The 13,903-nt window shown below is 70.6% G+C and carries 11 protein-coding genes and 1 tRNA gene; 2 read left to right on the plus strand and 10 right to left on the minus strand.

Translation table 11 applies throughout. The annotated features are described in order from the left end of the window. Positions 1-356: 356 nt before the first annotated feature. The 6 genes from thrB to N7925_RS10065 all read right to left on the minus strand — a co-directional run bounded on the left by thrB (position 357) and on the right by N7925_RS10065 (position 7,526). The gene (gene thrB / locus N7925_RS10040) at positions 357-1,274 is read right to left on the minus strand and encodes a homoserine kinase (RefSeq protein ID WP_265599330.1); all 918 of its coding nucleotides are present in this window, start codon (positions 1,272-1,274) and stop codon (positions 357-359) included. 413 nt (positions 1,275-1,687) lie between these two features. Next, the gene (gene thrC, locus N7925_RS10045) at positions 1,688-2,758 is read right to left on the minus strand and encodes a threonine synthase (protein WP_274343658.1); all 1,071 of its coding nucleotides are present in this window, start codon (positions 2,756-2,758) and stop codon (positions 1,688-1,690) included. Between the two features lie 6 nt (positions 2,759-2,764). Further along, entirely contained in the window at positions 2,765-4,120 is a 1,356-nt protein-coding gene (locus tag N7925_RS10050; protein ID WP_265599332.1) for a homoserine dehydrogenase, read from the minus strand. A gap of 148 nt (positions 4,121-4,268) precedes the next feature. Continuing rightward, positions 4,269-5,660: a diaminopimelate decarboxylase gene (gene lysA / locus N7925_RS10055; protein ID WP_265599333.1), complete on the minus strand. Its 1,392-nt coding sequence runs from the start codon at positions 5,658-5,660 to the stop codon at positions 4,269-4,271. A 33-nt stretch (positions 5,661-5,693) separates the two neighbouring features. Beyond that, positions 5,694-6,974, minus strand: coding sequence for an ArgS-related anticodon-binding protein NrtL (nrtL, locus tag N7925_RS10060; protein WP_274343659.1), 1,281 nt, complete (start codon positions 6,972-6,974; stop codon positions 5,694-5,696). 138 nt (positions 6,975-7,112) lie between these two features. Further along, on the minus strand, positions 7,113-7,526 hold the full coding sequence (locus tag N7925_RS10065; RefSeq protein ID WP_050360406.1) for a response regulator: 414 nt from the start codon (positions 7,524-7,526) through the stop codon (positions 7,113-7,115). Between the two features lie 211 nt (positions 7,527-7,737). Here N7925_RS10065 and N7925_RS10070 point away from each other — a divergent pair. Continuing rightward, a tRNA-Arg gene (locus N7925_RS10070) sits at positions 7,738-7,809 on the plus strand. A 123-nt stretch (positions 7,810-7,932) separates the two neighbouring features. Here the strand turns inward: N7925_RS10070 and N7925_RS10075 are convergent. The 4 genes from N7925_RS10075 to N7925_RS10090 form a co-directional block, all read right to left on the minus strand. After that, complete coding sequence (locus N7925_RS10075; protein ID WP_265599336.1) at positions 7,933-8,496, minus strand: hypothetical protein; 564 nt, start codon at positions 8,494-8,496, stop codon at positions 7,933-7,935. Positions 8,497-8,751: 255 nt separating this feature from the next. Continuing rightward, positions 8,752-9,075: a hypothetical protein gene (locus N7925_RS10080; protein WP_274343660.1), complete on the minus strand. Its 324-nt coding sequence runs from the start codon at positions 9,073-9,075 to the stop codon at positions 8,752-8,754. A gap of 226 nt (positions 9,076-9,301) precedes the next feature. Beyond that, the gene (locus N7925_RS10085) at positions 9,302-10,333 is read right to left on the minus strand and encodes a CBS domain-containing protein (protein ID WP_274343661.1); all 1,032 of its coding nucleotides are present in this window, start codon (positions 10,331-10,333) and stop codon (positions 9,302-9,304) included. Further along, a complete protein-coding gene (locus N7925_RS10090; RefSeq protein ID WP_274343662.1) occupies positions 10,317-12,164 on the minus strand; it encodes a DUF262 domain-containing protein in 1,848 nt (615 codons plus the stop codon). Before N7925_RS10090 ends, N7925_RS10085 begins: the two co-directional genes overlap by 17 nt. A 315-nt stretch (positions 12,165-12,479) precedes the next feature. On the opposite strand from N7925_RS10090, the gene N7925_RS10095 reads away from it, so the two are divergent. Next, on the plus strand, positions 12,480-13,823 hold the full coding sequence (locus tag N7925_RS10095) for a serine/threonine-protein kinase (RefSeq protein ID WP_274343663.1): 1,344 nt from the start codon (positions 12,480-12,482) through the stop codon (positions 13,821-13,823). The last annotated feature ends 80 nt before the right edge of the window (positions 13,824-13,903 follow it).

Below are 13,903 nucleotides of genomic sequence, written 5' to 3' on the forward strand. Positions count from 1 at the left end.
GGCTCGGCGACCGGTTGTGCTGTCCGACTGCGGTCTGTTGATCTTGCTGGATCGCGGACCTTGCCGGGGCGGTGGTCCGCCGGGTGTACGGCGGAGAGATGAACGTGCGGGGTCCGGCGCGAGATCCCCCTGCTCGGCCCACTCCTGGACCAGCGAGGGGTGTCGTGCCGGTTCCGGAGCGTGCTCGAAACTGCTCAGGCAGGCTGCTCAGGCAGTTGGGGAGGCTCCCGGAAGAATGGTGGTCCCGGAGGGGGACACGAAGCAACGCGCCTCAAAGACGTCGGTTGCAGACTTGAGGTTAACACTACCGGCTCCAACAAACATTCCCCCTCTCGCTCACCGGTAATCACATGCGGTTACGCGGCCAGCGGCAGCACACTGGCGCCCGTCGCGTCGAGGGCCAGCCGATTCGCCGCCCAGCCCTCCCCCGCCAGTCGGGCGACCTTGTCGGCCGAGCCTTCCTCCGCCAGCGCGAGGACCGTGGGCCCCGCGCCGGAGATGACCGCGGGCACGCCGTCGGCGCGCAGGCGGTTGACCAGTTCCACGCTCTCCGGCATGGCGGGACCCCGGTATTCCTGGTGGATCCGGTCCTCGGTGGCGGCGAGCAGCAGCTCCGGGCGGCGGGTCAGGGCCTCGACGAGCAGGGCCGCCCGGCCGGCGTTGAGGGCCGCGTCGACGTGCGGGACGGTGCGCGGGAGCAGGCCGCGCGCCGTCTCGGTGAGCACCGGGCGCCCCGGTACGAAGACCACCGGGACGACCGATTCGGCGGGGTCCATCCGGATCGCCCGGGCCGCGCCGCCGTCCATCCAGGCGAGCGTGAAGCCGCCGAGCAGACAGGCCGCGACGTTGTCGGGGTGCCCCTCGATCTCGGTCGCCAGCTCCAGCAGGGCCGCGTCGTCGAGGCGGGCGTCGCCGCCCGTCGTCACGGCGCGGGCGGCGACGATTCCGGCGCAGATGGCGGCGGAGGAGGAGCCGAGGCCGCGGCCGTGCGGGATGCGGTTGGCGCAGACGATCTCCAGCCCGCGGGGCTGGCCGCCGAGCAGGTCGAACGCGGTGCGCAGGGAGCGCACGAGCAGGTGGCTCTCGTCGCGGGGCAGCGTGTCACTGCCCTCACCTGCGATGTCGATGTGCAGCCCGGAGTCGGCGACCCGGACGACGACGTCGTCGTACAGCCCCAGCGAGAGGCCCAGGGCGTCGAACCCCGGCCCCAGGTTGGCGCTGGTTGCGGGGACGCGCACCCTGACGGCGGCGGCTCGGAACGCGGGACCGGCCATCGGTCGGACCACTCCTTGTAAGGCGGCGGGGATGCAGTGCGGGTGGCTCTGCGGCGGCGGGGCGTGAGGGCGGTGCTGAGGGGTGGTGTTCAGGGGCGGGGGCGATCGGCGGGGGTCATGGCGGTGGGGGCCGCGGCTGTGCGGAGGGCTCCGAATCGATGCGGGAATCCGGCGACCGGCCCGACGGCCACGACGGGGACCGCAGGCGTGGCGGTCCGGCGGGCGGATGCCGGGCGGATGGGATACAGCTTATCGAAGGAAGGTTCTGTCGCGACATAGGGCGCACAGGAGGCGCACGATGCGTGTCGCCCGCCTCCCATGCGCTCTCCGCCCCGGAAAGGGGCTGGTTGAGCGGGTTGTCGCGTTTCCCGGGCCGGCCGTCGGCGCGCGCCGACGGCCGGCCCGGGACCGGATCAGACGAGGCCGAGCTTCTCGGCGGCGGTGGCCGCGTCGACCGGGACGGTGACCGGCTGCGGTGCGCCCGCGACGGCCCAGTCGGGGTCCTTGAGGCCGTTGCCGGTGACCGTGCAGACGATGCGCTGGCCGGGGTCGACCTTGCCCTCCTCGGCGGCCTTGAGCAGGCCGGCGACGGAGGCCGCCGACGCGGGCTCCACGAAGACGCCCTCCTGGGAGGCCAACAGCCGGTACGCGGACAGGATCTGCCGGTCCGTCACCTCGTCGATGAAGCCGCCCGACTCGTCGCGTGCGGCCAGTGCGTAGTTCCAGGAGGCCGGGTTGCCGATGCGGATCGCGGTGGCGATGGTGGAGGGGTCCTTGACGACCTCGCCGCGCACGATGGGCGCGGAGCCGGAGGCCTGGAAGCCCCACATGCGCGGGGAATGGGTCGAGACGCCGTCACCGGCGTACTCGGTGTACCCCTTCCAGTACGCGGTGATGTTGCCCGCGTTGCCGACCGGCAGGACGTGGATGTCGGGGGCGTCGCCGAGCGCGTCGACGATCTCGAACGCGGCGGTCTTCTGGCCCTCGATACGGACCGGATTGACCGAATTGACCAGCGCCACCGGGTAGTTGTCCGAGAGCGAGCGGGCCAGGGTCAGACAGTCGTCGAAGTTGCCGTCGACCTGGAGGATCTTGGCGCCGTGCACGAGCGCCTGTCCCATCTTGCCGAGCGCGATCTTGCCCTGCGGTACGAGGACGGCGCAGACCATCCCCGCGCGCACGGCGTACGCCGCGGCGGAGGCCGAGGTGTTGCCGGTGGAGGCGCAGATGACGGCCTTCGCCCCCTCCTCCTTGGCCCGGGTGATGGCCATGGTCATGCCGCGGTCCTTGAACGAACCGGTCGGGTTGGCGCCCTCGACCTTGAGGTGCACCTCGCAGCCCGTGCGCTCGGAGAGGACCTGCGCCGGAACGAGCGGCGTACCGCCCTCACGAAGCGTGACGACCGGAGTCGTGCTCGTGACCGGAAGCCGGTCCCGGTACTCCTCGATGATGCCGCGCCACTGGTGGGTGCCCTTGCTGGTCATGGGTCCTTACTCCCCTTCAACACGCATGATGCTGGCGACACCGCGCACGGTGTCGAGCTTGCGCAGCGCTTCGACGGTCCCGGAGAGGGCGGCGTCGGGCGCGCGGTGGGTGACGACGACGAGGGACGCCTCGCCGCCTCCGCCCACCCGTCGCCCGCCGCCACCCTGCTCGATGGCGCCTTCGTCGCCGCTGCCTGAACTTCGTCCTTGCTGGCGGACGGTATCGATGGATACGCCCTGCTCGGCGAAGACCGTCGCGACCTGGGCGAGCACGCCCGGCTTGTCGGCCACGTCGAGGCTGATGTGGTACCGCGTGACGACCTCGCCCATGGGGCTGACCGGCAGGCGGGTGTAGGCGGACTCACCGGGGCCGGTGGCCTCGCCCAGTTTGTTGCGGCAGACCGCGACGAGGTCGCCGAGGACCGCGGAGGCGGTCGGCGAGCCGCCGGCGCCGGGCCCGTAGAACATGAGCTGCCCGGCCGCGTCGGCCTCGATGAAGACCGCGTTGTACGCCTCGCGGACCGAGGCCAGCGGGTGGCTGAGCGGGATCATCGCGGGGTGGACGCGGGCGGTGACGGAGGCCCCGTCGGCGGCGCGCTCGCAGATGGCCAGCAGTTTGACCGTGCAGCCCATCCGGCGGGCCGAGGCGATGTCGGCGGCGGTGACCTCGGTGATGCCCTCGCGGTGCACGTCGCCGATCTTCACGCGGGTGTGGAAGGCGATCCCGGCGAGGATCGCGGCCTTCGCCGCGGCGTCGAAGCCCTCGACGTCGGCGGTCGGGTCGGCCTCGGCGTACCCGAGGGCGGTGGCCTCGTCGAGCGCCTCGGAGTAGCCGGCCCCGCTGGTGTCCATCTTGTCGAGGATAAAGTTGGTCGTGCCGTTCACGATGCCGAGCACCCGGTTGACCTTGTCCCCGGCGAGCGACTCGCGCAGCGGCCGCACCAGCGGGATGGCCCCGGCGACGGCGGCCTCGTAGTACAGGTCGCGGCCGTACTTCTCGGCGGCGGCGTGCAGGGAGGCGCCGTCCTCGGCGAGCAGCGCCTTGTTGGCGGAGACGACGCTCGCGCCGTTCTCGAAGGCGGCGGTGATGAGCGCCCGGGCCGGCTCGATGCCCCCGATGACCTCGATGACGACGTCGATGTCGCCGCGCCGCACGAGCGCGGTCGCGTCGGTGGTGATCAGTGCGGGGTCGATGCCCTCACGCACCTTCGAGGGCCGGCGGACGGCCACGCCGGCGAGCTCGACGGGCGCGCCGATGCGCGCCGCGAGGTCGTCGGCGTGCGTCGTCATGATGCGCGCCACCTCTGAGCCGACCACACCGCAGCCCAGCAGCGCCACCTTCAGCGGACGCGTACGCATCATCCGACCTCGTTTCTCATACCTGGACCCTCCGGCGACGGGGGGCGGCGTCGCACCCCCAGCCGCCGGAGGGCCATGCTCATTGGGGACCAGTCTCACTCACCGGACGGGAGTTTCTGACCCACGTCCGGATCCTGAGATGACTATTTCATCAGCCGACATCGAGACGCAGGAGATCTTCCTCCGTCTCGCGCCGGACGATGACGCGTGCCTCTCCGTCGCGGACCGCGACGACCGGCGGGCGCAGTGCGTGGTTGTAGTTGCTGGCCATGGAACGGCAGTACGCGCCGGTGGCGGGGACGGCGATCAGGTCGCCGGGGGCCAGGTCGGCGGGGAGGAACGCGTCCTTGACCACGATGTCGCCGCTCTCGCAGTGCTTGCCGACGACCCGGACCAGCATCGGTTCGGCGTCCGAGGTGCGGGAGACGAGGGCGACGCTGTACTCGGCGTCGTACAGCGCGGTGCGGATGTTGTCGGACATGCCGCCGTCGACGCTGACGTACGTCCGCAGCCCCTCCAGGGGCTTGATCGTGCCGACCTCGTACAGCGTGAACGCGGTGGGGCCGACGATGGCGCGCCCCGGCTCGACGGAGATCCGGGGGGTGCGCAGCCTCGCGGCCTCGCACTCGCGGGTGACGATGTCGCGGAGCGCCTTGGCGATCTCGTGCGGTTCGCGGGGGTCGTCCTCGGAGGTGTAGGCGATGCCGAGGCCGCCGCCGAGGTCGATCTCGGGCAGTTCGACGCCGTGCTCGTCGCGGATCTCGGCGAGCAGCTGCACCACGCGGCGGGCGGAGACCTCGAAGCCGGCCATGTCGAAGATCTGCGAGCCGATGTGCGAGTGGACGCCGATGAGTTCGAGGCCGTCGAGGGCGAGGGCCCGGCGCACCGCCTCGGCGGCCTGCCCGTCGGCGAGCCCGATCCCGAACTTCTGGTCCTCGTGCGCGGTGGCGATGAACTCGTGGGTGTGGGCCTCGACGCCGACGGTGACGCGGATCTGCACCCGCTGGCGGACGCCGTGGCGCCGGGCGATGTGGGCGACGCGGACGATCTCCTGGAAGGAGTCGAGCACGATCCGCCCGACGCCCGCCTCGACGGCCCGCTCGATCTCGGCGACGGTCTTGTTGTTGCCGTGGAAGGCGATGCGTTCGGCGGGCATACCGGCGTCGAGCGCGGTGGTCAGCTCCCCGCCGGAGCACACGTCGAGGTTCAGCCCCTCTTCCTTCAGCCAGCGCACGACGGCGCGGGAGAGGAAGGCCTTCCCGGCGTAGAAGACGTCGGCGTCCGGCCCGAAGGCGTCGGACCAGGCGCGGCAGCGGGCCCGGAAGTCGCTCTCGTCGAGGAAGTAGGCGGGGGTGCCGAACTCCTCCGCGAGCCGGGCGACGGTCATCCCGCCGACGGTGAGGGCACCGTCCGCGTCACGGGTGACGGTGCGTGACCAGACCTTCTCGTCGAGGACGTTGAGGTCGGCGGCGGGCGCGGAGTAGTGCCCCTCGGTGAGGACGTCGGCGTGACGGGGTCCTGCGGGGTGTGCGGAGCGGCTCATCGTGATGGTTCTTTCGGGTCTCTTCTGATCGCGTCAGAGGTGTTCGGGCGCGCGGATGCCGAGCAGGGACAGGCCGCCTGCCAGCACCGTTCCGGCGGCTTCGGCGAGAGCCAGCCGGGCACGGTGGGCGGCCGAGGGTTTCTCGTCACCGGAGGGCAGGGACGGGCAGGAGTCGTGGAAGTCGAAGAACGCTTGGGCGACGGCTTCCAGCTGCCGGGCGACCCGGTCGGGCGCGCGGTGACGGGCTGCTGCGAGCAGGACGCCGGGGTGGTCGGCGATGAGGTCGAGGAGGGGGCGGGCCGCACGGTCGTGAGGGACGGGGCCTTCGGCGCCGGGGGCGGGCTCGGCACGCCGGCCGTAAGGGGCGGGCTCGGGGTGGCTTCCGCCGTGCCCGGTGTACGGGGCGTGCGGGGTGGGCGCGGGGTGGCTTCCGCCGGGCGCGGCGGGCCCGGAGTACGGGGCGTGCGCGGGGTGGCTTCCGCCGGGCGCGGCGGGCCCGGCGTACGCGGCGTACGCGGCGTACAGGGCGGGCTCGGCGGGCTCGGCGGTGAAGCCGAGGAGGGCGGCCCCGCGGGTGAGCGCACGGGCCCTGGCGTGGGCGTAACGGACCCGGAAGAGCGGGTTCGCCTCGCCCTGGACGAGCAGTCCGGGGCCGAGGGCCGCACGGTCGTGCCCGGCGGGCCGCAGGAGCCCCCAGCGGGCGGCGTCGGGCCCGAGCCGCTCCAGCAGCTCCCCCGCGGTGGCCCCGGCGGGGACGGGCCGGATCCCCGTGAGCGGTACGGGGGGCGTCCCGTGTGCGTCGACGGTGACGCCGAGGCGGGCCCAGTCCGGGTCGGACGCCTCCTCGCAGCTGACCCGGACCCGGGCGCCCTGGGAGATGACGAGCCGGCGGACGGCGTGGGCGGTGACGGCGGCGCGGACCTCCCGCGCGTGATGGAACTGGAGGATCTCGTCCCGGAGCGCGTCCCCGTGGCCGTACGCGAGGCCCTGTTCCCGTACGGCATCGAGCACGGCCCGGTCGCCCGCGGCCGGTGCGTCGAGGGTGAAGCTCAGGAACCCGGGTCCGGTGATCTCGACCCGCCCGACGCCGGGTTCGCCGACGACGCGTTCCCGCAGGATGCGGGCGACCTCCAGGGGGGGCAGCGCGGCGGGCCCGGCGAGCTGGAGCGCGACGGCGCAGGCGTAGTCCCCGCTGCCGCCGGGCCGGGTCCTCTCCACCCGCACGCGCGCGGGCACGGGTGCGCGCAAGGCATCCTCGTCGACCGCGCGGCGCACGGCGTGCAGCACGGTCCGGGAGAGGTCGGCGGGGGTCACGGGTCAAGCGTAGGTGAGAGAGGGGGGCACTTCGCGACCCGGTTTCGCCATCCGGTCGGCCGGACCCCGCCCGACGCCCGGGCCGGCCGGACCCGGCGGCACCGCCCCGGTCGACCCGGCCCCGGTTCGCCGCCCAGGTCAGCCGGTGGCACTCCCCGCCCGCCCGGCACCGCGCCGGCCGTCCACCGAGGGCTCTTCCTCCCCCGTCACCAGCCGGCGCATGATGCGCACCAGCTCGCTCGGCTCGAACGGCTTCGCCAGGAACGCGTCGACCCCGGCCGCCACCCCCGCGTCGACCTCGTAGGGCGTACAGGCGCTGATGACGGCGATGGGAAGACGACGGGTCCGGGGATCGGAGCGCAGGCGGGTGGCGGTCTCCAGACCGTCCAGCCGGGGCATCACGACATCGAGGGTGATCGCGTCGGGGCGGACCCGCTCGACCAGGTCCAGGCACTCGACACCATCGGCCGCGGTCACGACCTCGAAGCCCTCCAGCTCGAGATTGACCCTGATCAGCTGCCGGATGACCTTGTTGTCGTCGACAACAAGCACGCGGCCGTACACCCCTGGCACCCTTCGAGAGTAGGTCGGCCGGAGGTGCGGCGTCCGGGTTTTGTCCACTTCCACCCCGGACGGGTGGCCACCGCTCCCACGGGCCGCCCGACCGGGAGGAAGGGGCGCGGAGGCACGGCGGAATACCTGTTCACGGACACCCCGTGGGAGCTGGTAGTGTTTCACCCGTCGCAGAGCAGCACCGCGATACGCCCCCGTAGCTCAGGGGATAGAGCATCGGCCTCCGGAGCCGGGTGCGCAGGTTCGAATCCTGCCGGGGGCACTTCCGGATTGAAGAACCGGACCAGCAGAGGCTGGTCCGGTTTTTTCGTGTGCGCCGCGCGTGTGCCGCGCCCTCGCGGGGGCGAGCGGAACGCGGTCCGGCTCGCCCCCGCGAGGTAAGCGGTCAGAACTTCCCGTCGACCGGGATCCAGCCGGACCAGGCCTCGGGCTGGTAGAACTTGCCCGTGTCGCCGTCGTAGCGCAGGACCCGGAGACGTACGTTCCCGCCCTCGCGGTAGTCCTTGTTGCAGGTCGCCCAGGTGCCCACGCCCAGCTTGTTGAGGCAGACCTCCTCGGCGCGCCCGTAGTCGGTGTAGACACCGACGGCCGCGGACATGCCGTCCTTGTTCGTGTCGCCCGCCCAGATGATGTCGCCGTTGTGCTGGAAGCACCCGGTGGAGCCGTAGGCGGCGGTCGCGCCGAGGCAGGTGTTGGACGGTGGAGCGGCCTTGGCGGACACCACCGCGTCCGGCGCTCCCGTCGTCCCCTTCCCGTCCACCGGGAAGGGGATCTCCAGGCCGGGCTCCGGGGTGATGCCTTCGACGATGCTCACGTCGGCGGGCAGCTGCACTTCCAGGGGGGCCTCGGGAGCGTCGTCGGCCAGCGCCGGCGTCGCGGTGACGGCCGCGAGGGCGAGGGCCGACGCCCCGGCGAGCACGCTCAACTTCGAGCGCCAGTTTTCACGCATGCTTCACTACCCCCGCGCCTGACCTCTGTGGCGAGATCATCAATTATCACATGTGAACAGGGTGTGAGACTAAGAGATCGCTGTGACGGATGGAAGGGGCTTCTGTGACGCAGGTGGCCTGTGGTGCACCGGTGATCCGGGCCGTGCCCGCGCGGTCGGTCGCGCAGTCGGTGCGGACGCAGAACAGGAGGGCGGGCACACCGGCGTGTGCCCGCCCTCCTGTGGCGGCTGTCTCACCCGTTCACGGGCGGGGTCTCACGGCAGGATGGGCGGCTCTGCGGCCCGCTCCCCCTCGGTGAACTCGGCGAAAGACGGGTCGACGACGCAATCCGCCGGGATCTCGGCGATGGAGGTGGCGCACTTCTCGGGGCCCGGCACGCTCTGCCCGTTCAGCTCGGGCGAGCCAGTCTGACGCTTGCCCGTCTCGATGCTCTCCGCCAGGCCTTCCACGGACGCCGGCTCGGTGCGGGTGGTGGGCCGCTCGGCGTCCACGGCGTCCGGCGAGGACGAACAGGCCACTGCGCCCGCCGCGGCGTACAGGACGAGCGCGGCCGAGGCCGTGGCGGTACGAAGTCGCATGAAGGTCCCCCCTACGCGGATGCCCGGACGCCCGGGGCATCAGTCGATCCACGGTGCCACACCGTGCGGGGCGGAGGGCGGAGAACAGGTGAAGATGGCGTACGGAGCGCCTCGTGCGCGCCCCGTTTCCGTTGCGGCCCAACCGTGTTGAGGACGCCGCGGGATCGACCTACGACACTCGGTCAGGTGGATTGGGACAAGTGCCACAGGCCGTGCACGAGGGCCCTCAGGCCGTGGGGGCGACTCCGTAATCCGGGTCGTAGAGGCGCAGCATGGAGACGAAACTGTCGAGCAGGTCGAGCTGCTCGGGCCTGAGCGCCGGGGCGTTGAAGTGCATGACCGTGTTGCGCACATCCTTCACTCTGCCGAGCAGCCCGACGAAGTGGTCCCTATCGACAAGAGGCCACCCGAGCTTGGCCCAGCGTTCTTCGTCGTCCAGAAGGCGGATGTACTCGCCGAACATCAACTCGTCGACGGACGTCCTCTTCTTGTGCACCTTCTGGACGTCGGAATCGTCGTAGACCCGTCCCAGGCACCGCCGCAGCCTCCGCTCGATCTCGCCCAAGGTGAAGAAGGGGCGGGCTACCGTGCCGAACTCGCCGGCGAGGTCGGCTGAAGTGACGATGCCGGTCACCCGTCCATCTGCGGCTCGGACGAGGACGAACTCGTGTGCACGGATGGTCGGCAGAACAGGCAGCAAATGCGCCGAGGCGTTGACCGTCTCGTACTCACTGCTGATCGCGCTGGCCAGACACATCGTGCGCCCGGTCGCATGTATGTGAGCAATCGATGCCCAGGTGATAACCCCATGAAGAGTCCCTGAAGCATCGATCACGGGAAGTTGTGAGTACCCGAACTCCGCCATCCTGCCCATCGCGACGGACAGAGTCTCGTCGGGTGTGACCGATGTGACCCTGTCGGCACACTGCAGGTCCTGAACCCGCATCGCGGCCTGCGGGAACTTGCCGACAGCTTCTTCAGGGGTGTCCGCCGGGTCCTTCTCGGCACCGCCATCGCCATGGTCCGTACCGTCACCGGCGGCACGCCTGAGGGCGATCGGTACGACTTCGACCTCATCGTCGAGCGGGCCGGTCGCAAAGTCCGGCACCGTGGTCAGTCCGACGTTGGTCAGATCGATTCGGATCTGTGGCACGGAGGCGTGGTCACGGATCCGGAAGCCCCATCGGGACAGAAGATCCCGGATCGACACGGTCGTGCCTTCCAAGCTCGTGACGGTGGCGTCATCCGGCGTGGGCATCGTCCGCCCCCTCACGCACCGCGACCTTGCCCATCTCACGATCCACAAGTTCCAGAAGCCTGGCCGTCCGGTTCCGGTAGAACGCCTCGAAGTCGTCGGCGCGCAGAGACTTGGCATCGATCAGGTGCGTGCCGACGATGTCGTCGAACCAGTCACCTGGGCTGCCGGTAAGCCGTTCGAAGGAGGACAGGTATGCCGACGGCACGCTGGAACCCATCGCCTGCAGCGCCCTGTAGGACAGCGGCGTCTTGTTGACGATGCTGGTCATACGTGTGCCGTCCGCACCGTTCTGCTCGAACCAGGTTTTGGGGAACACCTGCCGGATGTCCACGTACTGCCCGATCAAAAACTGCTCGTTGATCGGCTCCTCGTGGAAGAACCAGTCGATCATTCCTTCCTTGAGGAGCAGAGCGTGCACTCCCTTGTAGGCAGCACTGTTGCGCGAAGTGAGCCGATGCAGGCGCTGCTCCTGGAACGTCGCCTCCGTGATGGTGTCGGGCTCCGGACCGCCCTCCTTGATCCAACCGACCACCTGCTCGACGTCCCGGACGAAACGGGTGTCCGTGACGCCTCCGTAGAGCTCGCCGAACACACCGCACCAATACCAGCGCGCGAGCTTGTCCTGAACGTCCCGGTCCTCCACGAGGCTCCCGAGGAGGACACCGATCGCCGTAAGTGGCACGATCTGGGAGCCGTACGGCAGGTCGCGCTCACGGAAGACATGTTGTGCCCCGAGGAACCGGCCGACCCATGACAGCGCTTCAGCGGCCTTCGGCGCGATCCGTGTGTAGTCGGTGAGCGGCAGGTGCAGCAGGTCGCGGCGCTTACAGCTCACGGCCGGCGCGTTCGTCGCCCCCGGATGTTCCGCCAGAAACGCCTGCTTGCGCTGATGCGTACGAACCAGCGCGATGGCCTGAAGGAAGTCCAAGCTGCTGAGCCCGGTCTCCTGACCGCCGTCCCTGTCCGTCGTTCCGAAGACCTGGTGCTCCGAGCACAGCTTGCCCTTGATGGCCCGCCAGTCCTCGATGAGGCTGAAGTCCTCGCCCCCGTTGTTCTCCGCATACTGCGTGTCACCGGCGTAGGTCGCCGTGAGCAACTCGAAGACGTTGAGGACGACGCCGCCGGTGTTCACCCGCTCGAACACCGAGCACACCGCTTCCTTGCGGGTCTCCTTGGGTAGCCGGATCAGCGGCACCTTGAACCCCTTGACGGTGTCGATCACCCTGGCCTGGAAGGCCGACCACAGATCCCAGCGGTCTTCGGCACCACTGACGTAGACCCGTTGCCACTTCCCTGTCTGGTCCGGTTCGAAGATCAGGTTCAGCGGGAAGAGGCCACTGGCGCACTCCTTCTCCCGTGTGGTCAGGTCACGTGGAGCGCCCCGACCCAACGCACCCCGCACAACACGGTCCTCGGGGACGGAGAGGATCGCCTCGTCCCGGTCCGCGGTGTCGTCCACGGCTTTCGCGATGTCGATGTAGTACCAGCGCTTGAGCGGTTTGTTCCGGGCGCCCGTCGTCTCCACCGGACGCTCCGACCTGAGCGCCTGGAACAAGGACGTCAGCCGCTGCTGACCGTCGAGCAACAGCTGCTCCGGGATGATTTGCGGGCCCACCTCGGTGCCGTGCAACGGGCGCGCCTTGAACTGGGCTTCACCGCCCGTCTCCAGCGTCATCGCGACACCCAGGGGGTAGTCGAGCGTCACGGTCGCCAGCAGAGCGCTGATCCGGTCGTCGTCCCACTTCCACTGCCGCTGGAAGTCGGGAAGCTGGATCCTGCCGACAGCGACATCGTCCAACATCTTGCCCAGGCTGGGCCCGTCGAGCGCCATCCCTCACCCCCCGCATCAAGGACGCTCCCCTGCGTCACAGGGGAGACATGCTAGCGGCACCGCCCGCCCTCCAACCGGGAGCTCCCGTCAGCACCCGAGGCCCATAGGTCGGTTCTCGGCCAGCTCCTGGCCCGATCCGGCCGCTGAGCTCCCTGGCCTGCTCCGACCCCGGCGGAGAAGGGCCTCTCCCGTCCTAAACTGGCCGGGAGCTGTGTGCGCCGTCGGCCGGACGCGGCCTCCCGTGCGCCCGGTCCTCCAGGGCCGCACGCACCGCCGACGACGCGACCGGGTTCGACAGAGGTGGGGGAACGAGCCGTGTACGAGCTGAACGAGGACAAGGATCCGGTGGTACTGGGTCCGTTCGAACTGCTCGCCGTGCTCGGGCAGGGCGGGATGGGCCGCACGTATCTCGGACGCAGGCTCCCCCTGGAGAACCTCGGCCCCGAACTGGAGACGGGCTACCACCTGGCCGAGCCCAGGGAGTCGGCCGAGCCTACCCTGGCGGCGGTCAAGGTGATCAGACCGTCGAAGCTGCGGGACGGTTCCGAGCACTCCGAGGAGGAGGCGAGGGCACGGTTCGCGCAGGAGATCGACACCATGCGTACGGTGGCCAGCGCGCGGGTACCCGCGCTGCTCGGTGCCGACGCCGACGCCGAACAGCCCTGGCTGGCCATGGACTACGTCCACGGCCCGACCCTGCACAAGCTCGTCCATACCTGCGGCCCGCTGGCCGTGGGGCCGTACGGCGCACTAGGTCTCGCCCTGGTGGACGCCCTGCGCGCTATCCACGGGGCCAAACTGCTGCACCGGGATCTCAAGCCGGGGAACATCGCGGTCGGACCCGACGGCCCCGTCGTGCTCGACTTCGGTCTGGCCGTTCTCACAGAGCGGGACAGTGGGGCGGCTCTCACCAAGACGGGAGTCGGCATCGGCACCCTGTCCTACATGTCGCTGGAACAGGCGACGGACACCAAGCACGTGACGGAGTCGGCGGACATCTACTCGCTGGGCGCGGTGCTGTTCTTCGCGGCCGCCAAGCGAGCGCCGTATCCGCTCACTCCCCTGCTCACCGCCCCCAAGTGGGACGGCGTCCACGCGCCGTACCTGCCGCTGCTGGGCCGAATCCTGGTGCAGGTGGAGACGCAGCGGCCGTCACTCGACGAGATCGAGAGCGACCTTCGACAGTTGCTCGCCGGTCACGGGCTGACCGAAGAAGCTGCTGCGGAGGAACTGCGGGTCCTCGTGACAGAGGCAGGGCTGGTCCCCGAGCTTCCTGCGAAAGCCCTCTCCGATCTCCCGAACCCCGAGGTCCAGCACGCGGCCCAGCAGGCCGTCGACGACGGCGCCGATCCGGACAGCCCGTGGGCACCCGACCTGTTCGACGAGTTCCTGGAGGCCGAGGGGCAGGACCTGGAGCCCCTGGACGCGGCAGCCGAGCCCGTGGCAGCCCCTGGCGAATACGTACCGACCGTAGTGGACCTGAACGCTCAGCCGGTCTCGGCAGCTGTTCCGCCCGTCCCCGCACAGGCGACCGCGACCAGCTACCCGCTCGCGCCGCCGAAACCACCCGCGGCGCCCGAGCCCGCGCTGGCTCCGGCCATCGCCCTGCGTGCGGCCGACGAACTGCGAAAGGCCTACGCCCACAGCGGGTGCCTTTAACCCGCTGCGGCGTAGGTCTCGGACAGAGCTGCGGAGACAGCGTATAGCCCCCGGATCGTGGGGCTGCTTTGTCCGTTTAG

The organism is Streptomyces sp. CA-278952, from assembly GCF_028747205.1.
GTDB lineage: Bacteria > Actinomycetota > Actinomycetes > Streptomycetales > Streptomycetaceae > Streptomyces.

Excerpts from the sequence above, each read along its gene's own strand:
- N7925_RS10075 (WP_265599336.1), bottom strand. The coding sequence starts at position 8,496 with ATGCGTGAAAACTGGCGCTCGAAGTTGAGCGTGCTCGCCGGGGCGTCG.
- thrB (WP_265599330.1), bottom strand. The coding sequence starts at position 1,274 with ATGGCCGGTCCCGCGTTCCGAGCCGCCGCCGTCAGGGTGCGCGTCCCC.
- N7925_RS10085 (WP_274343661.1), bottom strand. The coding sequence starts at position 10,333 with ATGCCCACGCCGGATGACGCCACCGTCACGAGCTTGGAAGGCACGACC.
- lysA (WP_265599333.1), bottom strand. The coding sequence starts at position 5,660 with ATGAGCCGCTCCGCACACCCCGCAGGACCCCGTCACGCCGACGTCCTC.
- N7925_RS10050 (WP_265599332.1), bottom strand. The coding sequence starts at position 4,120 with ATGATGCGTACGCGTCCGCTGAAGGTGGCGCTGCTGGGCTGCGGTGTG.
- thrC (WP_274343658.1), bottom strand. The coding sequence starts at position 2,758 with ATGACCAGCAAGGGCACCCACCAGTGGCGCGGCATCATCGAGGAGTAC.
- N7925_RS10080 (WP_274343660.1), bottom strand. The coding sequence starts at position 9,075 with ATGCGACTTCGTACCGCCACGGCCTCGGCCGCGCTCGTCCTGTACGCC.
- N7925_RS10090 (WP_274343662.1), bottom strand. The coding sequence starts at position 12,164 with ATGGCGCTCGACGGGCCCAGCCTGGGCAAGATGTTGGACGATGTCGCT.